The 23795-nt window shown below is 42.2% G+C and carries 17 protein-coding genes; 16 read left to right on the forward strand and 1 reads right to left on the reverse strand.

Translation table 11 applies throughout. The features are described 5' to 3' along the window. Positions 1-124: 124 nt before the first annotated feature. The 5 genes from PHU20_RS07290 to PHU20_RS07310 all read left to right on the forward strand — a co-directional run bounded on the left by PHU20_RS07290 (position 125) and on the right by PHU20_RS07310 (position 4211). Complete coding sequence (locus tag PHU20_RS07290; protein ID WP_274824695.1) at positions 125-1849, forward strand: SulP family inorganic anion transporter; 1725 nt, start codon at positions 125-127, stop codon at positions 1847-1849. A 65-nt stretch (positions 1850-1914) separates the two neighbouring features. After that, positions 1915-3324, forward strand: a complete 1410-nt coding sequence (locus PHU20_RS07295) for an MBL fold metallo-hydrolase (RefSeq protein ID WP_274824696.1) — start codon at positions 1915-1917, stop codon at positions 3322-3324. Positions 3325-3431: 107 nt separating this feature from the next. Beyond that, the gene (locus PHU20_RS07300; RefSeq protein WP_274824697.1) at positions 3432-3635 is read left to right on the forward strand and encodes a YgaP family membrane protein; all 204 of its coding nucleotides are present in this window, start codon (positions 3432-3434) and stop codon (positions 3633-3635) included. 102 nt (positions 3636-3737) lie between these two features. Then, complete coding sequence (locus PHU20_RS07305) at positions 3738-3869, forward strand: hypothetical protein (protein WP_274824698.1); 132 nt, start codon at positions 3738-3740, stop codon at positions 3867-3869. Positions 3870-4028: 159 nt separating this feature from the next. Further along, positions 4029-4211 carry a hypothetical protein gene (locus PHU20_RS07310; RefSeq protein WP_274824699.1) on the forward strand — a complete coding sequence of 61 codons (183 nt, stop codon included), beginning with the start codon at positions 4029-4031 and terminating at the stop codon, positions 4209-4211. 91 nt (positions 4212-4302) lie between these two features. Here PHU20_RS07310 and PHU20_RS07315 read toward each other — a convergent pair whose 3' ends face one another. Continuing rightward, positions 4303-5694, reverse strand: a complete 1392-nt coding sequence (locus PHU20_RS07315) for an exonuclease domain-containing protein (RefSeq protein ID WP_274824700.1) — start codon at positions 5692-5694, stop codon at positions 4303-4305. Positions 5695-5890: 196 nt separating this feature from the next. Here PHU20_RS07315 and PHU20_RS07320 point away from each other — a divergent pair, with 196 nt between their 5' ends. The 11 genes from PHU20_RS07320 to PHU20_RS07370 all read left to right on the forward strand — a co-directional run bounded on the left by PHU20_RS07320 (position 5891) and on the right by PHU20_RS07370 (position 23758). Beyond that, positions 5891-8029, forward strand: coding sequence for a discoidin domain-containing protein (locus PHU20_RS07320; protein WP_274824701.1), 2139 nt, complete (start codon positions 5891-5893; stop codon positions 8027-8029). Positions 8030-8562: 533 nt separating this feature from the next. Then, on the forward strand, positions 8563-9198 hold the full coding sequence (locus PHU20_RS07325; RefSeq protein ID WP_274824702.1) for an RNA polymerase sigma factor: 636 nt from the start codon (positions 8563-8565) through the stop codon (positions 9196-9198). Positions 9199-9321: 123 nt separating this feature from the next. Next, the gene (locus tag PHU20_RS07330) at positions 9322-10395 is read left to right on the forward strand and encodes a FecR family protein (RefSeq protein ID WP_274824703.1); all 1074 of its coding nucleotides are present in this window, start codon (positions 9322-9324) and stop codon (positions 10393-10395) included. 166 nt (positions 10396-10561) lie between these two features. After that, positions 10562-13861 carry a TonB-dependent receptor gene (locus tag PHU20_RS07335; RefSeq protein WP_274824704.1) on the forward strand — a complete coding sequence of 1100 codons (3300 nt, stop codon included), beginning with the start codon at positions 10562-10564 and terminating at the stop codon, positions 13859-13861. Positions 13862-13877: 16 nt separating this feature from the next. Further along, positions 13878-15278, forward strand: a complete 1401-nt coding sequence (locus PHU20_RS07340; RefSeq protein WP_274824705.1) for a RagB/SusD family nutrient uptake outer membrane protein — start codon at positions 13878-13880, stop codon at positions 15276-15278. 164 nt (positions 15279-15442) lie between these two features. Then, complete coding sequence (locus PHU20_RS07345; protein WP_274824706.1) at positions 15443-16549, forward strand: dipeptidase; 1107 nt, start codon at positions 15443-15445, stop codon at positions 16547-16549. 47 nt (positions 16550-16596) lie between these two features. Then, complete coding sequence (locus PHU20_RS07350) at positions 16597-18597, forward strand: amidohydrolase family protein (RefSeq protein WP_274824707.1); 2001 nt, start codon at positions 16597-16599, stop codon at positions 18595-18597. Positions 18598-18651: 54 nt separating this feature from the next. Further along, entirely contained in the window at positions 18652-19773 is a 1122-nt protein-coding gene (locus tag PHU20_RS07355; RefSeq protein WP_274824708.1) for an FG-GAP repeat domain-containing protein, read from the forward strand. 52 nt (positions 19774-19825) lie between these two features. Beyond that, entirely contained in the window at positions 19826-21871 is a 2046-nt protein-coding gene (locus PHU20_RS07360; protein WP_274824709.1) for an amidohydrolase family protein, read from the forward strand. A 28-nt stretch (positions 21872-21899) separates the two neighbouring features. Next, on the forward strand, positions 21900-22838 hold the full coding sequence (locus PHU20_RS07365; protein ID WP_274824710.1) for an MBL fold metallo-hydrolase: 939 nt from the start codon (positions 21900-21902) through the stop codon (positions 22836-22838). A 56-nt stretch (positions 22839-22894) separates the two neighbouring features. Continuing rightward, positions 22895-23758 carry a creatininase family protein gene (locus tag PHU20_RS07370; RefSeq protein ID WP_274824711.1) on the forward strand — a complete coding sequence of 288 codons (864 nt, stop codon included), beginning with the start codon at positions 22895-22897 and terminating at the stop codon, positions 23756-23758. Positions 23759-23795 lie beyond the last annotated feature (37 nt).

Genomic DNA, 23795 nt, shown 5'->3' on the forward strand with positions numbered 1-23795 from the left:
GGGATAAGTCCTGGTAGGTCTAAACAGGCCTGTTTTCAAGGTTACATGAACGATCAAGCCATTATTTGGTTTTGAAGTTGATATAATTTTCAGGAATCCTGTGTGATTTGATTAAATTTGGGCGATGCGAAAGTTTTTTCCTTTTGTGGATTGGGTTTCCGATTACAAAAAAGGCGACCTTTTAAACGATATGGTGGCCGGAGTGACCGTGGGTGTTATACTTATACCCCAGGGAATGGCGTATGCCATGGTGGCAGGGCTTCCTCCCGTTTATGGATTATATGCCTCCGTTTTTCCATTGCTGGTATATATGTTCATGGGAACTTCAAGACAGTTGGCAGTAGGCCCGGTTGCCATGGATTCCCTTTTGGTTGCCGCCGGTTTGGGGGCACTTGCCATAACCGGAATTGAAAATTATATAGCCATGGCCATTTTTTTGGCTTTTATGGTAGGGGTTATCCAGCTGTTTTTGGGGTTGTTAAGAATGGGCTTTTTGGTCAATTTTTTGTCACGGCCCGTTATCAGTGGCTTTACATCCGGTGCGGCATGTATCATTATTTTCAGTCAGTTAAAACACTTACTCGGGGTAGATATTGCACGAAGCAGTAAAATGCATGAGCTTACCTACAACATCATTCAACAGGTTGGCCATACCAATGTGTACGATTTCACGATCGGGATATTAGGAATACTTGTTATTGTTCTATTGAAAAAATGGAACAAAAATATCCCCTCGGTATTGGTTGTTGTTGTTTTGGGTGTACTGGCGGTCTATGTATTGGGATTGCAACAATTCGGGGTACGGATCGTAGGGGAGATTCCCAAAGGGTTGCCCAGTTTCCTAATACCTGATTTCGATGTCAAGAAGGGAATTGCGTTATGGCCAATGGCCTTGACTTTGGCTTTGGTCGGTTATCTCGAGACGATATCCATCGGGAAATCCTTGGAAGAAAAAAGTAAGGAAGACCGTATTGATGCCAACCAGGAACTTGTAGCTTTGGGAACTTCGAACATCGTGGGTTCGTTTTTTCAGGCCTATCCCGTAACGGCAAGTTTTTCCCGATCGGCCATCAGCGGTGGTGCTGGAGGTAAAACCAATGGTTTTGCCTTGTTCAGCGTGATATTGGTCGTGTTGACCCTTTTGTTTTTGACCCCGTTGTTCTATTATCTGCCCAACGCCGCTTTGGCCAGTATTATCATGGTCTCTGTTTTTGGATTGATAGACTTTGATTATCCGAAAACACTGTTGAAATATAGAAAGGATGAGTATGTGGTATTGATGCTGACTTTTTTGATCACTCTTTTTATCGGAATCAAGGAGGGGGTGCTCATCGGGGTGCTTTTTTCCCTTTTATTGATGGTTTATCGTATATCAAAACCCCATTTTGCCGTATTGGGAAGGGTTCGGGGCACGGAATATTATAAGAATATCAACCGGTTTGGTGAAGATATTGAAATACGTGATGACCTACTTATCGTCCGTTTTGATTCCCAATTGTTTTTCGGGAACAAGAACTATTTTAAGAAAAATTTGATGAAAGAGGTCAATGCAAAGGGTAATTCCTTAAAAGGTGTTATCTTAAATGCGGAACCGATCAATTATATAGATTCAACGGCCGCGAATATGCTCATTTCCGTTATTGAGGACTTACACCATCGAAATATCCGATTTTATATTGCGGGGGCCATAGGACCTACAAGGGACATCATCTTTAACAGTGGTATTATCGAGGTTTTGGGTAAGGAGTTCCTTTTTGTAAGGACCAAAGAAGCGGTCGCATGTTTCGATGACCCGGAAAGCATTCAGGGTACAAACCGGAAAATAGCGCATCAGCGGGAAATGTCATAGTAACCTTTGTTACAAAATAGAGACGTTTAAAGCCTTATTTTTAACAAATTTTGGATAGGAAAAAGATGAAAATAGAACAGATTTATACAGGATGTTTGGCCCAAGGGGCATATTATATTGAGAGTAATGGGGAAGCCGCGATCATAGATCCTTTGCGGGAAGTGGAACCCTATATACAAAGGGCAAAGGCCGACAATGCGAAGATCAAGTATATTTTCGAGACCCATTTCCATGCCGATTTCGTAAGCGGTCATGTTACCTTGGCCAAGGAGACTGGGGCGTCTATCGTTTACGGGCCTACGGCAAACCCGTCATTTGAGGCGATTATCGCCGTGGATGACCAAGAATTCAAATTGGGGGACCTTACTATAAAGGTGCTCCATACCCCGGGGCATACGATGGAAAGTACGACCTACCTTTTAAAGGATGCCTCAGGTAAGGACCATGCGATATTTTCAGGGGACACCTTGTTTTTAGGGGATGTCGGTCGTCCTGATTTGGCCCAAAAAGCTGCAGATATGACCCAGGAAGATTTGGCGGGCCTATTATATGACAGCCTACGCACGAAGATAATGACCTTGTCGGATGACGTCACGGTTTATCCGGCACATGGGGCCGGTTCGGCCTGTGGGAAGAACATGATGAAAGAGACCGTTGACACTCTGGGCAATCAAAAAAAGATGAATTATGCCTTACGTGCCGATATGACCAAGGAAGAGTTTATAGCGGAAGTAACCGCCGGACTGTTGCCCCCTCCCAAATATTTTCCCCTGAACGTACAGATGAACAAAGAGGGTTATGAGGATATCGGTGAGGTGTTGGAGCGTGGTAATACGGCCATGTCACCCGACGAATTTGAGGTCGCTGCCAATGGTACCGGGGCACTTGTTTTGGATGTCAGACATCAAGATGAATTTGTAAAGGGACATATTCCACGGTCGATATTCATAGGTTTGAATGGTGATTTTGCCCCATGGGTCGGTGCTTTGATTGCTGATGTAAAGCAGCCTATTTTGTTAGTGGCCCCTAAAGGCAAGGAAAAGGAAGCCGTTATCCGTTTGTCACGGGTCGGTTTTGATGGTACCTTGGGCTATTTGAAAGGGGGATTCGACGCTTGGAAAAATGAAGGCAAGGATTATGATACGATTACGGCAGTGACCGCCCATGAGGTCAGTGATGAAATTAATAAAGGGAAAATCCCGGTATTCGATGTGCGTAAAGAGAGTGAATATCGCTCCGAACATGTAGTGAATGCCCTCAACACCCCACTCGATTACCTGAACGAGCATTTGGCGGAGTTTCCTAAGGATAAATCGTTTTTAGTGCATTGTGCAGGAGGCTATCGTTCTGTAATTGCCGCTTCGATATTGAAAAGTAGGGGTATCCATAATATCATTGATATATCGGAAGGTTTCTCCGCAATAAAGGAATCCGGTATCAAAGTAACCGATTATGTTTGTCCGACCACTTTTTAAAAGGAGGGACGATGAAAAAAAAAGGCACGGCAAGGTCCTTTATAAATGGACTCTATAATAGGGGCAGGGTCATATTTGGCTTGTATAATAACCAATAATTGAAGGGTATGAAAAATATGGGGCGAACGGATAAGTTGATTCGGGTGATTATCGCCATAATTGTCGCGGTTTTGGTATATTTTGAAGTGGTTACCGATACTATGGCCTATGTACTGCTGCCAATTGCCGCAATCTTTGTGCTTACCAGTTTGGTAGGTTTTTGCCCTTTGTATGGTATTTTCGGGGTAAATACCTGTCGTAAGAAAAAATAAATTTCCACTTTTTTTGGTAGCCCGATTTCCAAGCGGCTGATTTTTATCATATTTTGGATAAGCAAAGACCGGTATTTTTAAATAGGGTTTAAATCAAAAAATATGGCATATATACTACCTTTGGTGAATTGGGGCAACGGAATCATAATGATAGGCGTTTTTGGAGCCGTCGTTTTGGGTTTGGTCGCTGCCCTATTGATTTTTATGAACAGCGGTAAGAAGGACAACAAATAATCCTTGGTCCGGTTCTTTTTTAAATAATGGTCATACGATAGTTGTTTCCGTAATTTAGGTTCGGTGATACTTTATCCAAGATTAATTGAAGGTTTTTGGCACTTCGGGCCTTCCCATATGTTTTCAATAGCTTAAATTTAAGCACATAATACATTTGAAATGCTAAAAAACTTTATTGAGCGGATCGGGAAAATGAACTGCATTCTGTTGCTTGTCGTTCTTTCCATTATCGTGGTTTCAGAAGTGATCTTTCTTACGGGGGATAAGTTAGACGCCATTTTCATTGCATTCTGGGCGCCCACGATCTTAGGTTTCATGAACTATTTTAAATATAGGAAGTAATGGAGTTCATCCTTATATACTCTATTATCGTAGCCATCTTTTTCATCGTTTGGCTCATCTTTGTCATACGCATGTACAACAAGTTGAAAGACTAAAATAAATGGGTTTTGGAAGTCGAATCGAATGCTTGAGGTTTTTGCGGGTTCCTAGTAATGTACGATGTAATGATCCTTTCGGATTCCAAGGTGTTTTTCTGGGGTATTAAGTGGTTTTCCATGTCTTCCAGTGTCGTGATCTGTATGTCCTTGTCCACAAAGCCATAACCCCTATACCTTCCACTTTCAACCAGTACGAACGCATTTTCATTATAGGTTCTGCCGCTTTCCAGGATGACGTAACTTTCGCTTTGATCGCGCATATGGCTTATGGCTTTCATGACTTTTTTATTGTAGGCTTCAACACTTTCCTGCCCTCGGCAAATGCCTTGGCATTCCGGTATGCGATAGTGCGAACAGGTGGTTACGTTTTCTTGTAAGTGACAGAATTTGGCGCATAACGAGAATGTTTTGCATATTTCTTCCAAATACAATCGACAATCGGTTGTATTGTAAAAAACCGTAATGGGATTCGGTGCCGATTTTATTTTATTGAAGGCCAAATGAAGAACACCGTTCCGATCCTCATAGGAGAAAACCCCATACCGCTGTACCGTTCTTTTTTGGGATCGGTTGTATTCGGGGTAATGGTGTTTTATGGCGGCCGATTCCATCAATAGGGCAACCAGTTCACTCCCTGATAATTCATGGTCGATGTCTGCGGTATCCGCACACATCCGTATTTCTTTGGAGGTTTTGTCATAGAAATGGCTCAATACCCTTTTTTTGATATTGATGGCCTTGCCTATGTAAATGATCTTTCCTTTTGCATTTTTGAAATAATATATACCAGGGGTGGTCGGCAACCCATCGTAAATGTGTTTTGGCAAAGCCGGGGGTAAGGTCTTTTCTTGGGAGCGGGCATTTAAAAACGTTTTGAAAACGTCTTCAGCCCCTTCGGTCCGCAGTAATTTTTGAAATAATAGGGTGGTTGCCAGGGCATCGCCTCGGGCCCTATGTCTATCGGTTAAGGGAATGTTCAAGGAAGAACACAATTTGCCTAGGCTATATGAATTGTATCCCGGAATCAACTTCCTCGACAAACGTACCGTACAGAGTTTCTTTCGTACAAAATCGATCCCCAAGGAATTGAATTCATTCTTGATTACGTTATAGTCAAAGGCAACACTATGGGCAACAAATATGGTTTCTTCCGTTATTTCCAGGATTTTATCGGCAATCTCGACCAACTTAGGGGAATCACGGACCATATCGTTGTCTATTCCGGTCAATCCTGTAATGAAATAGGGGATTGTACATTCCGGATTTACCAATGAGGTGAACTCATCCACGACCTCATAGCCATCATATTTGAAAATGGAGATTTCGGTAATTTTATTACCTTTGATTCCGTTTCCCGTGGTTTCAATATCGACTATCGTGTACAAGTAATGTGCGTATTTAAAATGGAACATTAAAGTTATGGCAAAGTTTTTAATTACGGGGCGTTCAATATGGATTTAGGGGTTTTGAAATCGTTTTTGGCCGTGATGGATCTGTATTAAGGTACAACAAAGCCAATAATTCATTATCTTCATAAAGTGAGCAATTCCCTTTTTTAACAAAACTTGGATATTCAGTACTATGGGAAAACCGAAAGGGCGATTTGTTTTGGATACTTATGGGAATATGGTGAATTTTAGGATATCTATCTTGATACTGTTGCTTTCCTTGCAGGCGTGCAATCAAACGGAGTCACCCCAAACTATAGGTCCAAAACCCACAGAACGGCAGTTGGCTTGGCAGCAGTTAGAGTACTATGCTTTCGTACATTTTAATATGAACACCTTCACGAATCGGGAATGGGGCACCGGAAGGGAAAAACCCATGCAATTCGATCCCTCGGAGCTAGACACGCGACAATGGGCCAGAGTGGCCAAGGAAGCGGGTATGAAGGGGGTGATCCTATCGGTCAAGCACCATGATGGGTTTTGCCTTTGGCCTACAAAAACAACGGAACATTCCATAAAAAATTCACCTTGGAAAGCAGGTAAGGGCGATGTGGTGAAGGATCTTTCGGAAGCCTGTAAAGCGTACGGACTTAAATTCGGGATATCGATTTCGCCTTGGGACCTAAATCAAGCTAAAGGTGGTGATCCTTCGGAATATGCTGCGGATTTTCATGAACAACTTCGGGAATTATTGACGAAATATGGCGAACTGTTCGAAGTTCGTTTCGATGTGGCCAATGGGGTCCCTGGGTTTTATGAAGACACGGATGAAACCCGGAAAATCAAGGAAACAACTTATTTTGAATGGGAAAAGACCGTTGAAATCGTGCGCAAATTCCAACCCAAAGCAGCCATTTTCAGCGATGCCGGTCCTGATGTACGGTGGGTGGGCAACGAAGAGGGTTGGGCCAATGAGACCAATTGGAGTATTATGCGTAGGAATGAAATCTATCCTGGATGGCCACGCTATGAAGAGTTGCGGTCGGGTCATGAGGATGGTACCCATTGGTTGCCGGCAGAGGCCAATGTTTCCATGCGCCCTAGTTGGTACTATCGCCCGGATGAGGATCATCAGGTAAAGACCATACCCCAGTTATTGGATATTTACTATAATTCGGTCGGAAGAAATACAGCTTTACTGCTTAATCTACCTGTAGATACCCGCGGATTGGTACATGAAAATGATGTAGACCGTTTGTTGGCCTTACGCAATCAATTGGACCTTGATTTTGGTGCCCCACTAATTGATGGGGTAAGTGCGATGGCCTCGGATGAACGCGGAAAAAACAACCAATTTGGGGCCTTGAATGTGAATGACGGGAACCCTGAAACCTATTGGGCCACCAATGATGGGGTTTCGAGTGCATCCTTGATCTTGGAATTTCAAGAACCCACGGAGGTAAACCGTATTCTATTGCAAGAATATATCCCTTTGGGACAACGGGTTAAGAATTTTATCGTATCGGCGGAAATCGATGGTAAATGGCGTGAAATCGATGGGCAAACCACTATAGGATACAAACGTATCCTTAGGTTCAAGACGGTAAAAACAGATAAGATAAAGGTGCAGATCATGGCGGCCAAAGGGCCAATAGCACTTTCCAATGTTGAAATGTATAGGGCGCCGAACCTTTTAACGATCCCGACCATTGTGCGAAGCCGGGATGGATTGGTCACCTTAAGCGTACCCGATCCCAAAGTGGATGTGTATTATACGCTGGATGGTAGTAAACCTTCAACATCAAGTATGAAGTATGAAGGCCCTTTCGTGATCAAAAAGCCTACAACCGTTTCGTATTTTGCCCATGATCCGAAAACAAATGCACGCACTGTAAATAAACGAAAGGATTTTGATATTGCCAGGGCCAATTGGGAGATCGTTTACACGACTACGGGCAATATGATCGAAGCTGAAAAATTAATAGATGACGACCCGAATACCTATTGGGCTTCGGACAAAGGGGTTTCTGCCATACAGGAAGTGATTATTGATTTGGGTAAACAGTATCCCTTAAAAGGATTCACGTATCTACCCATGCAAGAACGCAATCCCTTTGGAATAATTACCCACTTTGAGTTTTACGTAAGTACGGATAATAAACGATGGCGACGTGTGGTTCGGGGCGAATTCGATAATATCGTAGACCATCGGGTAGAACAAAAGGTCCCGTTTAAACGTACCCGTGCCAGGTATATAAAATTACGGGGCATCAAAGTTTCCGGGGACGATTATCGAACTTCTTTCGGGGAGGTAGGGGTATTGACCCGTTAGTATCCATTGTCAGCTCCTAGACGGGATTTGTTGTGTTATTTACATCTGAAGACGACCTGTCTTCAGGGGTCACGGGAATGTTGTTTTCTTCGTGTTGGGTCTTCGGGGCCTATGTGGAAACAATAGGAATTGTACCGATCAAAACACGTTTATCGGAGGGGTACGGCTTCAGGGAATCATTCATGAAAGGTATCCTGGAAGTTTGTTTTACAGTGCTGCTTATACCATCCTCCCTCCCTTCAATACTATCTACTTTTCGCATCCGGAAGAAAATCCCGGTTGTCGATTTTTTAATTATGGGCTTTTAAAATATAGAATTAATGGTATAATCGATATTTTTTAAAATATATTCAATTATTATAAAGCAACCTTAAATTTTAAATATAGTTTATTAAAATTGACTTAATTTTGCCTTTTCGGCATTTAATCAATCTTTTTTGTTAAAATAAAAGATTTGGTGTCTATAAAAAGTAAAACATACACTTAAAATGTATGATGCAATGTCGTAATCAATAAACATAAATGACCGAACGATGCAAAAGCAAAGGCAATTGGCACTAGCCACTGAAAGGGAATTTGGCATAAATACGGAAATTGAAAATGATAGGAAGGGGAGGATCACGGCGGATGATTATTCAGAAAAGGTCATTTGGAAAAATTTAAAAAACGGTGATAAGAATGCATTGGGTCTTTTGTACAATTTGCATATCGATGAACTATTCTCTTACGGTATCTGCCAATCCCAAGACCGTAATTATGTAATGGATTGTATCCATGATTTATTCGTGGATCTGTTCAAATACCGCAAAAGCATCTCAATTGTTGATGATGGTAAGTATTACCTATTTAAGTCTTTAAAGCGTAAAATAAACAGGAAATACAAGCGAAAGACCATAAACCTATCCCAAGGGTATGAATTTCTGGTTACCGATAATCCAACAAACCACACCAAATCCCACGAGGATACCATTATCAATGCCGAACATCGGGACGAAAAGAAGAAAAAGCTCGACGAGGCATTGAACCAGTTAAGTAAAAAACAAAGGGAAGGACTTTTTCTTAGATACAACCAAGAAAAAAGTTATGAAGAGATTTCCAAAATAATGGGAGTTTCCGTTGAAACTGCAAGAACAACGGTATACAGGGCCCTTAAATCCTTACGGCCCTAAAACAAACACTATATTTTTCATATTTATTACAAGATATCTGTCTATAAAAGTCAAAAGGTTTCCTTTTATAGAAAGTAGGCGCAAACATATACTCTGGAAGTATAATTGTAGAATAGATTGACAATGGACAATAATAAGTCAGATAGTAAGGTAAAATATTTACCTATAACGGATAGTGAAAAAGATGATTTGGAAAAAAGGATCTTCGTCTCACTGGCCAAAAGTTCTAAACGAAGAAGGGGATTCCGTTTCATCAGTGGCATAGCGGCATCCATTGTTTTTATTAGTGGATTGGGAATGTATTATCATTACAATGTGACCAAGTCGGACGAAGGGTCGATCATTGATTATGTGAATACCACCAACAAGGAAAATGACCCAGGACATACTGAAGAGGTTACTTTGATTCTCGGAAAAGGGAAAGAGTTGAAGATCAATGGGGAAACATCCGAAATACAGTATTCAAGTTCAGGTGAAAAGATCGTTTTGGGTGCGACCAAGACCGTCAACCAAGAAACCGTTGATAAGAATGAGGTCGTGTACAACACTTTAATGGTTCCTTTTGGTAGAAGGTTGAAGACGGAGCTGTCAGATGGTAGTGTGGTTTGGTTGAACTCTGGTTCAAAGTTGGTTTATCCCGTTGTTTTCAAAAGTGATAAAAGGGAAGTGTACTTAGAAGGTGAGGCGATTTTCGAAGTGGCCCATAACAAGAAAAAACCTTTTCATGTAATTTCTGAAAACCAGGTTGTTGAGGTTTTGGGGACCGTCTTTGCGGTTACGAATTATAAAGACGAGAATTCTATAAACACGGTGCTTAAAAGTGGAAGTGTACAAATAAGTTACCTAAGCGGTACTTCGGCCTCGGAAGTTGCCGATAAGATCAAGATCACTCCGGGTACCAAGGCAAGTTTTGATAAGGAAACCAAAGGTATCGTCTCGGAAAAAGTGGATGTCGACACCTATTTTTCATGGCGGGAAGGGTTGTTGATCTTTAAGAACAACAACTTGCCTTATATAATGAAAAGGATATCACGATACTATAATATGGAAGTTGCAATAGGTGACGAAGCCCAGAAGGAAGAGACGTTTTCTGGGTATTTGGATTTGAAGGATGACATAGGAAAGGTTATGGAAACCATTAAGGAGAGTACAGACTTGGAGTATGAGGTGAATGAAACAACTATAACAATCAAATAAATGAACAAAGTATGATGTGAAACCAGCGTATGTATTAAAGTAAAAAGCCAGAAAATGCGGCAACATCCTCTGGCAATTAAATCAACATTGCATTGTTGAACAGCAATATTAAATAACCTAAAACAAAATTATGGAAAATATCCTTAGGGGCAGAATTTTTACGATTATGAGAATATTTTTATTACTGGTTGGAATTGGACTTACTTCGGCATATGCCAATTCGGTTCTAGCGCAAGAAAAAATTCAAATAGAAGTAAGAGGCGTGTCCGTTGAAGAATTTTTTAATGAAATTCAAAAGAACAGTAACTACGTTTTTTTCTACAAAGACGATGTACTGAATACCGATAAGAAAATCTCATTGTCGGTTAAGAATGTAAAATTGTCCTTATTACTGGACAAGGCTTTTTTAAACACCGATTTGGATTATAAAATAATCGGTAAACAGGTAATCGTTAAGAAAAATGACGATACATCCTCCATTTCGTCCGAAGAGCTTGATATGGCTTATCAGGAAATTACGGTAACGGGAACCATTACCGATATGGACGGAATTCCACTTTCCGGGGCCAATGTCCTCATTAAAGGTACGGTAAAAGGAACCCAGGCCGATTTTGATGGGGTGTATGCCATTGCCGCTAAAAAGGGGGATGTCTTGGAATTCTCCTATTTGGGGATGGTCACCAAAACCGTTGTCGTAGGTAATAGAAATGTGATCAATGTGACATTAGAGGAAGATGTCGCTTCGTTGGATGAGGTGGTTGTCGTTGGTTATGGTACTCAGACCAAAGAATCGATTACAGGTTCTGTTGGAGTTGTAAAAAGCGCTGAATTGGAACAGGTTCCTTCATCTACCTTCGAACAATCCCTTAGGGGTAATTTAGCTGGTTTACAGGCCTCTGCTTCCGACGGTGCTCCTGGGGCCAATACCCAGATTAGGATCAGGGGTATTGGATCGATCAATGCATCCAGTGAGCCATTATATGTTATTGACGGTATTCCGATGCAATCGGGTAGTCAGGCCTTGAACGATAACGATGGGGCTAGTTCCAACGTTATGGCATCCATAAACCCGAACGATATTGAAACCATCAGTGTACTTAAAGATGCCGCTTCAACGGCAATTTATGGATCAAGAGGGGCCAATGGGGTTATTTTGATCACTACGAAAAGAGGGAAAACCGGTAAGGCGACCATTGAATTGAAAACCCTTACAGGATTCAACTCCCAAGCATCCAAAGATATTTTAAAGCCTTTGAATGCCGCACAGTACAAAGAGTTATTTATAGAAGGATATGTGAACCAAGGCGATACTTATGAAGAAGCGCAGGCAAGATTGGATTCCAGGTACACACAACAAATAGATCCCTCTACAGGTGAGGCAACAGATACAAACTGGTTGGATGCCATTACCCGTACCGGTGTTACCCAAAGTTATGATTTGAGTGTAAACGGTGCTACGGATAATGTTAAGTACTTTATGTCCGCGGGTTATATGGACCAAGAGGGGTATATAATCGGTTATGGCTTTAAGAGGTATAGTACCCGTGCCAATTTGGAATACAAAGCAAGTGATTACTTGACTATATCGAATAATGTATCCATTTCGGATATAAAATCCAGTACGGCTCCAGATGGCGGTTCTTGGAACAACCCATTTAAAAGCACCTTGGAATTGTCTCCGCTTATCCCGATTTATGATGAAGATGGTGAGTACAATGCGGAGCACATCAATTATTTTCCTATTGGTAGTAACCCGGTCGGAAGTTTAAGCGGTGACGATATTTGGGATACCAAGACTACAAGGGTCATAGATAACTTTGCGGTTACCGTAACGCCCATCAAGAATTTGGTGTTTAGGTCGCAATGGAACTTTGATGTATTGGATATTGATCAAACCCAATTTTATAACCGTCGTTATGGATCGGGATATGATACTAACGGGTATGCCTATGAAGGAACCGTGTCAAGTAAGACATGGGTAGGTACACAGACTGTTGATTATAACCTTACATTCAATGAGGATCATTATTTCAATGTTCTTGGGGGTTACGAAGCACAACAGACCATTAAGGAAAATAGCTGGGCTTCCGGAACCAACTTCCCGAACGATATAGTCAAAACATTGAACAGTGCTTCTTCTGAATTTGCTGTAGGGGGGTCAAAATCCGAATATACCTTTAACTCTATGTTCGTTAGGGCCAATTATAATTATGCCAGTAAATATTTCCTTTCCGGTAGTATTCGACGAGATGGTTCTTCAAGGTTTGGTGAAGAGAACAGATATGGTACTTTTTACTCTGTTGGTGCTAGCTGGAACATAAACAAGGAGGATCTTTTTGATGATCTTACGTTTATTAATATCCTTAAGTTGCGAAGTTCATTTGGTGTTACTGGTAACGCCGCTATTGGGAATTTTGCTTCCCTAGGGCTGTATACTTACGGCGAGGATTATGATGGGTCTCCAGGTGGTAGTCCTTTACAACTTGAAAATTCGGACCTTACCTGGGAAACACAAGAGAACTTCAATATCGGATTGGATTTTGGATTCTTCAACAAGGTAAATGGTACGGTTGAATACTTCAAAAGGGTTTCTTCCGACCTGATCTTGGATGTGCCTATCTCCCAAACAACCGGATTTACCGAGCTTACCCAAAATTTTGGGGAGATGACCAATTCAGGTTTGGAGCTTTCTGTTAATGCCGAGATCATCAATAAAAATGATTTTAGATGGAGCCTTGGGTTCAATACGACATTTTTGAAAAATGAAATTACCAAGTTGACCGAAGATTATACCGATGGGGCCTATAGAAGGCAGGTAGGACAGGATTTCCAGTCTTATTACATGTATGATTGGGCCGGTGTAGATCAAACCAATGGGGATCCACAATGGTACACCGATGAAACACGCACCACGATAACCAATGATATTGGGGATGCAGAACGCTTTTTGGTCGGAAAGTCGGCTACCCCGGATTTCTACGGTGGGTTCAATACCGCTTTTTCCTACAAAGGACTTAGTTTAAGTGCCAACTTCATGTACTCTTATGGTAACTACCTTTTTGATAGTAGGGCAAGGGGATCCTTGGGAGATGGAAGGTTGACTCCTAGAAGTACAGCGACTTATTTGTTCGAAAACAGATGGGTAGAAGGAAAAACCGATGCGTTGTTTCCTAAATTCGTTTGGGGCGGACAATCCGGAAGTAACCAGGCCAATCAAACAAGGTGGCTTTATGATGGTAGTTATATGCGTTTAAAGGATTTGACCATAGCCTATAATTTACCTGAAAAATTGACATCCTTGTTAAATGTCGGTTCTATTAGAATGTATGCGAGGGGCACTAATATCTTAACTTTCACAAAACATAAAGGTTTGTATATAGATCCAGAACAAGCTATAAATGGAAGCTATGTAGGAACTACTCCTGCAATGAAAACAATTTCTTTAGGGTTGGATATTAAATTGTAAACTAAAAAAAAGACTAATGAAAAAATATAATAAAATATTATTGTTGATCATGATAGGGTTTTTCTTGTCATGTTCGGAATCATTTTTAGAGGTTAGCCCACAGGATTCGGTTTCAAATGACGAAGCTTTAACGAGTTTGGAAGATCTTGAGACTTCCATAAGCGGTGTATATGACGAATTCCAAGGGGCCTATTACTATGGTCGGTATATGTTGTTGATTCCCGATGTTATGGCCGATGATGTCAAACAAAATGAACAAGCCAATAGGGTTGTTGATTTTGCACAACATGTGGTAAGTGTAGATGATTCCCAGGCAAGTGCTTTGTGGACGGGGTTGTACTATACCAATAATGCCCTTAACAATATTATCAATTCGGATATAGAAGTGACCGAGTCAACCCAGGACGAGAAGGATCATATTATGGGAGAAGCCTATGCTTTAAGGGGGTTGATCTATTTTGATTTGGTAAGATTGTTTGCAAATCATTATACCTACACGGCCGATGCAAGCCATTTGGGCGTGCCGATCATCCTTGATTTCGATTATACTTTGGAGCCGGAGAGGAATACGGTAGAAGAAGTTTATGATCAAGTGATTTCGGATATGACTACGGCATTGACTTTGATCGATGATACCTCAAGGACGGGAAATTCCAATTCGCTTTCATCCACAGCGGTCAAAGCCTTGTTGTCAAGAGTGTATTTGTATAAGGAAGACTGGTCAAATGCGGAAGCCATGGCCACTGAAGTCATTGAAGCCGGCTATAGCTTGGTCGATAATGCCGATTATTTAACGTTATGGTCCGAGGATAATAGCTCTGAATCGATCTTTGAAATATCCCAGACCGAGTCCGATAACCAAGGGGGTAACTGTTTGGGAGCCATGTATGTCGTTGATGGTTATGGGGATTATTTACCGTCCGATGACGTGGTGTCTTTGTATGATGCCGATGATGCCCGTTTACAGGTTTTTATTGAAGATGAACTTTTGGCTGGTGATTATGCCCCATATAGGATGAATAAATACCCTGATGTATTGGGGTATGACAATACAAAGGTCATTCGTCTTGCTGAAGTTTATCTGATCAGGGCTGAGGCCCGGGCCCAATTAGGTACCGATATTGCCGGTGCCCAAGAAGATTTGGACATGGTTCGCCAAAGGGCCCTGCCAACCGCAGCAAATGTTACGGCCACCGGAGATGAACTGTTGGAGGAAATAATGCTTGAAAGAAGGTTGGAACTTTGTTTTGAGGGACATAGGTTGTGGGATTTAATGAGATACAAGGAGGATATCGTAAGAAACGAGTGTACTGCCAGTATTTGCTATATACCCTACGGCGATGACACCAATATATTGCCGATACCCCAAGATGAAACAGATGTAAATCCTAACATTACACCAAATCCAGGATACTAGGTTTTGTCGTTGATACTATAGTGTTACCATATACATTGATGAAACCTTAACCGGTTTCATCAATGTTCACTATAAATCAAAGTGGTGGTTTTCAAATTTATTTAAATTAAGTGGATAACAGAAAAATGAAAAAAACACGAAGAAACCTAACCAAAATGCTATCTATGGGAGTTCTTTTCCCAGGTCAGGTGGCACAGTCCCTTTCCTCGATTTTAGAATCCATATCACCAGAGGAACATTCCTTTGATCTCTCGGTTGAGAATGGTATTAAAACCAACATTGAAAAGCTTTATAAGAACGCCATAGTCAATGATGGCCTGATCATTTCCCGAAATTGGAACGATGATTCGTTCAAGGCCCTTGCCCAATCGGGATATACGGGATTCAATGCTTCAGTGGATTCAGGAAGTTTGGAGAAAGGCATGAAAAACTTAACTCAATGGCAAACCATCATAAAGGAAAATCCCGATCGATTGATCTTGGCAACAAGTGCCAATGATTATATCAAAGCCAAGAAAGAAGGTAAAGTAGCTGTTCTACTCGGTTTTCAGAATTCCACTATGGTTGGGAATTCGATCAAAAACCTGGATACCCTCTATGATGCCGGTATGCGTTGGATGCAATTGACATACAATCAGCGTAACTTATTGGGTGACGGAAGCACCGAAAGGACAAATTGTGGCTTATCGGATTTTGGCCTCGAGGTGGTTGAGCGCATGAACGAATTGGGGATTATAATAGACCTGTCACATTGCGGTGAACAAACCACTAACGAAGGGATTGAGTTCAGTAAGACCCCAGTTTCGATAAATCACTCCATGTGTGAGGCACTGCACAGAAATCATCCAAGGGCCAAGACGGACGAACAGATCAAGGCCATGGCCGATAAAGGAGGTATCATAGGGATTATCTGTTTGGGATATATGATCGGACCGAACTTGGGTACCGATACGACCTTGGAAACCTATGTGGATCATATCGATCATGCCGTTAAGATTGGCGGAATCGATCATGTAGGGGTAGCCTCGGATTTTGCCATTCAAGGATTGGAAGCAACAGGGGCAACCCGTGAAAATTGGTATGTGCCGCGCTTAACCCGTTTTAAGCCATCGTATAAGGTACAATGGCCACCGTGGATTCCTGAACTCGATAAACCGGATCGCTATTTACAAGTCGCCAAAGTCTTGGACAAAAGGGGCTACAGTACCGGGGATATCGAAAAGATATTGGGTCAAAACTGGTTGCGCTTTTATAACGAAACGTTGAAATAGGATTCCGTTCCCGACCTTTAAAAGAATAATAACACTTACTAATTGATATGAAAAACCTAATAACCACCTCACTTTTAATTCTATTTTTGACCATTAGTTGTAAAGAAACAAACCATACAGATCCTACAGGTTCCCAAGAAGTAGTGTACGAGGTGGTTTTTCGGGAAAGCCTGGCGGGAGAATATAAAAAAACGAAAACCGGGGACCATGATTTTGAATGCTATTATACCTATACGGATAGGGGACGGGGACCGGAGTATACCGAAAAGATCACGGTTAACGATCGCAACTACATCACGGCCCAATCCATCAAAGGTGTCAATTATCGTAAGGTTCCCGTAAACGAAGTTTTTTCGATTTCGGGAACTACTGCTTCTTGGGAGAATCCCAAAGGAAAGGACCAAGGGGAAATCAAGGGGGATGCGCTGTATTTTCGATATGACGGTTCTCCTGCCATTTATGAAATCCTTGCACAACAACTATTGACATCGGAAACCGGAAAAGTGCGTCTTTTCCCTGAAGGGGAGGCCGAGTTGGTTAAAAAAATGGCATTGACCTTGGAGAATGGTACCGAACTTGATCTATTGATGATCAAAGGGTTGGATATGGTTCCTACCTATTTATGGATGAAGGGGGATCAATTGGTCTGTAGTATCGCAGGAAACCTGCATGTGGTACAAGAAGCCTATAAGTCCATGCGTTCCGAGATGAAAAAAATGCAGGACAGCGTAGAGGATGCTTATTTAATAGAGATTTCCGAAAAGCTGTCCCATGGCTTCAATAAGGCAGTGATAAGGAATGTGAACGTTTTTGGTGTAGATGGTACCCTACTGATGAACCAAGATGTTTTTGTAGACGGGGAAACCATCCAAGCGATCCAAGCAACCGGTAAAAATGCCATTCCTGAAAATGCAGAGGTAATCGATGGTACCGGTAAGACTTTAATGCCGGGTATGTTCGATATGCATACGCATAATGGCAAGTTCCGGGGAATATTGCATGTCGCCGGTGGTGTGACCTCGGTCCGGGATATGGCCAACAACAAACAACTGTATCAATTAAGGGATCAATTTGAAGCTAATGAGATCATTGGCCCGCATATCGTAACCTTTTGTGGGATAATCGATGGTCCTGGCCCCTATGCCAATCAACGTAATGTGGTGGAAACGCTGGAGGAAGGATTGGCAGAGATCCAGGATTATAAAGATTTAGGGTATCAACAGATCAAATTGTATAGTTCCATCAAACCTGAATGGGTAACCCCATTAACCGAAAAAGCACATGCACTTGGCATGCGGGTCAGTGGCCATATTCCCGCATTTATGACCGCCTCACAAGCCATCAATCAGGGTTATAATGAAATCCAACATATGAATATGTTGTTTTTGAATTTCCTGTCGGATACCATTGATACGAGAACGCCTTTGCGTTTTACCATGGTAGCGAAGCATGGGTTGGACCTTGATTTTGAATCCGAAGAATATCTCGAATTCATAGACCTCTTGAAAGCAAAGGATATTTTGATCGACCCCACAATGGGTGTTTTTGAAAATATGATCGTCGCCACTAAAGGGGAACCGAGTCCTACCTATAGCGAGATCATGGGCAGGCTTCCCATTATCAGTCAACGTCAGTTTTATGCCGGTGGACTTCCGAAAACGGAGGAAACAACGCCCATTTACAGGAAGAGCTATGATAATATGATTGCCGCCGTTTATGACCTATACAAGAAGGACGTGAAAATCGTTCCCGGTACCGATGGCATACCAGGTTTTTTATACCATCGTGAACTCGAGCTTTATGTAAAATCGGGCATTCCTGCCAATGAGGTGCTGCAATTGGCTACCATAAAATCCGCGGAAATCACTGGAGTGTCTGAATCTTACGGATCCATTGAAGCCGGTAAAAAGGCCGATCTTATTTTAGTGGACGGTAACCCTGTAGCGAACATAGGGGACATAAGAAGGGTGGAATGGACGATGAAGGGGAGCAATCTCTTCTATGCCAAGGAGCTGTACAATGCGATGGGCATAAATCATTTTAAGTAAACACGTCGCGAGGAGCTGCGTGAATCGGAATAATCATATTTAGCGGAAACAACAATGAAACAGTTACAAATTTTATTTTTTTCACTCATGGTAGCCACGGGGTATAGCCAGTCTCCCGAATTCTTTACCAGTGGTAGATTGATATTGGGTACCTATAAAGAACGTACGGCATCCATGGGGGTCGGTGATATCGATCAAGATGGGGATATGGATGTCCTAGTGGCCAACGGTAGGCATTGGGCTGGTCAAAATCGTGTATTCTTCAATAATGGAAGAGGGGTATTTACCGTGTCGCAAGTTTTGGGAGATGAGCAGGAGACCAGTTATTCCACCGAGCTTGCCGATTTTGATAACGACGGTGATTTGGATGTGGCCGTAGGGAATGATATGGCCCCGAATTATATTTTTTTGAATGATGGTCAAGGCCATTTTACCAAAGGGTCAATGTTCGGTGTGGCATATGCCCCGACAAGGAATATCGTGGTGGCCGATATTGATGGCGATGGCGATATGGATATTCTAATAACCAACCGCGGAAGGGAAAATGAGATATGCCTTAATGACGGAAAGGGCAATTTCACTAAATCCATAGGCTTCGGTTCCAAAAAAGATTCTACGATAGATGTCGAAGTGGCTGATATGGACGGTGATGGCCATAACGACCTTATTTTGGCCAATAGGGACGATCAACCCAATTTTGTTTATCTCAATGATGGCAACCTGAATTTCATCAAGGGAATACCCTACGGTACGGGTAAGGACAATACCAGATCCGTTGCTATCGCGGATATGGACGAAGATGGGTATTTGGATATTGTTACGGCCAATATCGGGGAGCCCAATGTCATTTATTTCGGGAGTAAAAATTCGGATTATAATAGGAAAATGGTTTTTGACGATAGTACGGATAAATCGTATTCTTTAAGTGTCTCGGATTTGGATATGGATGGTACGACGGATATCGTTATTGGCAACGTTAGGGGTTCCAACACCGTATTTCTGAACCAAGAGAATGGAAAAACTTGGAAAAAAATAGTGCTGAGCGATAAAAAATTCAGCACCTACGATATCATGGTCCGTGATTTGAACGGGGATGGTAAACCGGATATCATAGAAAGCAACTCTGATGAACTCAATCTATATTATTTCAACAAATATGTGCCAAAGTTCCCCTGAGTTCATCGGATTGCTTTTTAATAAAATCTAAACCATATAAAATATATTGAAAATGATTAAAAAAAATCATCCGTTTGTTGTAGTCGTAACCATGCTTTTGTTGGCGATTACTTCGTGTGCACCGGAATCTTCCCCAATGGATACCATTGAAAAAGAGGGTACGTTCATAGTACATAGAAGACAATCCCCAATAGGGGAGGAATCCTACGAAATACGTACCACCAAAGACTCCATAATCGTTACATCCCTGCAAGGTGAAAACGAACGGGGACGTGTTACCGGGGTGGTATCCGAATTGCGATTGACCAAGGATTTGGAACCGGTTTATTATAGCAGCAAAAGGATTTCCAACGATACTACCAATATTTTGGAAGTGGAGAAAACAGGTCCTAACGAAATTACCATTTGGGAAAAACATTATGACAAGATCACTAAGGAAGTGGCTTCCCATTTCTTCCCATTGCACAGTAATATTCCTGCGGGTATTGAAATGATGCTGTACCATTATTATTTTAAGCTCGGACAAAAAAGCTTGCCCACTTTCCCCAGAGGGGAGGTAACGGTTACCCATACGGGGAAAGATACCGTAACTATAGGCGGAGCGCAAAAAATCCTTGACAGGTATGTTACCACGGGTATCAACTGGGGAGGCAGAACGGTATGGTTGGATGAATCGAAAAATTTGGTTGCACTGGTCAAGGCCAATACCCAGATCAGGGAAATGATCAGAAATGAATATGAAGAAGCCTTACCGACCTTTATCCAGGGTAATGTAATGGAACAAATGGCCCAACTTTCCGAGTATACCGATAATTTGAAAGGTCCGGAATATCCTGTGATAGCTTTGGTTGGAGGTGATGTAGTGGATGGTGTCAGCGATACCGTCAAGGAAGACATGACGATAATCGTCGAAGAAGGTAAAATCGTTGAAATCGGGAAAAGGGAAGCTGTCAAGGTATCAAAAGGGGCCAAGGTAATCGATGTAACAGGAAAGACCTTGATTCCCGGGCTTTGGGATATGCATGCGCATTCGAACCAAGTACAATGGGCACCTGCCTACTTGGCCGGGGGTGTAACCACGATCAGGGATAACGGTAATGAACTTGAATTCGCAACTGCTTTTAGGGATGCCATTGCCAAAGAAGGGGCTTTGGGCCCCGATATCCTTTTGGCGGGTATGACCGATGGCCCGGGAATTAAAGGGAATGGCGTGGTCCGTGCAAGATCGGAGGAGGAAGCCAAAGAAGTCGTGGCCTTGTACCATAAGAACGGCTACAAACAGATCAAGATCTATACTTCTATAGAACCTGGGGTTTTAAAAGTATTGGCCAAAGAGGCACATAAGGTGGGGATGACCCTTACCGGTCATGTTCCGGCTGCTTTAGGCAATGCAATACCTGCCGTTGAGAGCGGTATGGATATGTTAAGCCATTACAATAGAATACTTACCCCATTGTTTCCCGGCAAAGACGTGTCCGATCTTGGTACGTACTTTATGGCCGAAAATGAAATTACCGATGAACAGATCGATAAGGCCATTGCATTTTATCTGAAACACGGGACCGTATTGGATCCTACCCTTGGACTGGGGGCTGTCCGTACAATGCCAAAAGGCGATAAAATGGAGTCTATTGAGCCCGATGCCGGTAGAATGGCCTATGAACTTTTTGAAGGAAAAAGGTTTCGAAGTGGTTTGGGTGAGGCACGTGCCAAAAAGTCAATGGACAACTTCCTGAAATCCGCAGAGGTTATCGGTAAATTTTATAAAGCAGGAATCCCCGTGGTTGCCGGTACCGACAATTTCGCACCGGGATTCGGACTTTTCTTGGAGATAGAAACCTATCAAAAATATGGTGGACTAACCCCGTTGGAAGCCATTAAAACGGCAACTATAATCCCTGCCACAGCGATGGGAATGGGCGATGTCACCGGTTCTTTGGAAGTTGGAAAAGAGGCCGATATTGCCATTTTGGATAAAAATCCATTGGAGGATATCGATAATATCAGAAGTGTATCCTCTGTAATGACCAATGGAAATTATTATGAGAGTGAAGCGCTATGGATAGCAGCGGATTTCAAACCCAATAGAGACCAATAGAATTAAGTAAGGGAAATAACAAGATATAATGAACCACATAAAGGGATTTGTATTAAAATGTTTGGTTGCATTTAGCATCTTGGCAGGGATACAAAATGGATATGGCCAAGTGCTCAAAATGAAATATTTGGGTGTCGCCGGTTGGGAAATGACAGATGGGGAAACCACCATTTTGGTCGACCCCTATATTTCCAGGGTAAAATTACAAGGGAATCCCCGTTTTTATGGTGAAGGGGATACCCGTAGCATTTTCACTGGGGATGACGTTTATGTATCGGACACCGTTGCCATTAATAAGGTAATTACAAAGGCCGATTATATTTTGGTGCACCACTCCCATGTGGATCATTTGGCAGACGTACCATATATCGCCAAAAAGACCGGGGCAGTGGTCATTGGCACCGAAACCAGTTGTACCATTTTAAGTGCTTATGGGGTTCCGCAAAAGCAATTGATCAGGGTAAAAGGAGGAGAGGATTATCAGTTTGAAAAGTTTTCGGTCCGGGTGGTGCCTTCCCTTCATTCCGCTTTGGGTGATAAGAGGTATTTCAGTTCGGAGACCTATACGGATCCAGAAGCCCTTAAAGTTCCTTTAAAAGTCAATGAATTTGTGGAAGGGGGATCCCTCATGTTCTTGGTGCGTTTCAATTCGCATAAGATCCTGACCTTCGGATCCATGAATTATATTGAAAGGGAAGTGGCCGGACTCCAACCCGATGTGCTGCTGCCGGGCATCAACCTATCTCGCTTGGAAATCTATAACTATACTGAGCGATTGTTAACCCTTACCGGTTTCCCGAAAACGGTCATCCCGACACACTGGGATAATTTTAGGTTACCGTACGGGTATTCCCAAAAAGACCCCATTGAAAAAAAAGTGATGCCCTTTATTGATGAGGTAAAAGCGGTTTCCCCTGAAACGAATGTCATAATACCAAGGCATTTGGAAACAATTACCATTGAATAATGGCAACACGATCTTAAAAAAAACAAATATTGATTTTCAAAATAAAATTAAACTAAATGGCTGAAGCAGTTCAAACCAATCCACTGTGGAGAGAAAACAAGGTTAAGAATTATTTACCCCATATGACGGTTCCTGAGGTGGAATCATTTTTGACAAGGTCCGATATGGTCATTATCCCGATAGGGGCCTTGGAACAACATTCAAGCCATCTGCCTATTGGTACCGATTTTATCAATGGGAAGGAACTTTGTAAACTCATAGCCCAGGAGCGTGATATTTTAGTGGCTCCGGTGTTGATGGCCGGGCAGTCTCCTTATCATATGGCCTTTGCCGGAAGTATTACCTTAAGTGCCGAAACGATACTTAAAGTACATATGGAAACCGTTGAATCTTTGATCAGGCATGGGTTTAGGCGTTTTGTTTTTATGAATTCCCATGGAGGGAATACGGCAATCACCACATTTTTGGTAGATCAAATAAACCAAAAGACCTCTGCCGTGGCCGTTGATTACAGTGTGGCCATAAAACCTTTTTTGAAAGTAGGGAAGAAAGAAGAAGCCACGGCATTAGACCGTCATGCCGGTACGGGCGAAACCTCCAATTCGATGTATTTAATGCCGGACTTGGTGCAATTGGATAAGGCGACAACGCCAACATTGACCCTCCCGGAGCATTTGACCAAGATGCTTCCTGAAGTCATAAAGGAGGAACCCACGGCGAAGTTATTGTTTCTTTCGGAAGGCTTGAAAGCCAAGGACACGGGCAAGAAAACCTCAACCAAGGAAATGACGACAACGGGGGTTTGGGGAACATTGAATCCCAATGAAGCTACCACGGAAAGAGGTGCGGAGAACATCAAAATCGAGGTTGAAGCCTTTATAGGTTTTATTGATAAATGGAATGAACTGGTCAAAGCTTAAGCGAAAACCTCGATTGTCCGAAAATGGCCATTAACCG

Origin of the sequence: Maribacter polysaccharolyticus (genome assembly GCF_028882255.1) — a bacterium.
GTDB classification, from domain to species: Bacteria; Bacteroidota; Bacteroidia; order Flavobacteriales; family Flavobacteriaceae; genus Maribacter_A; species Maribacter_A polysaccharolyticus.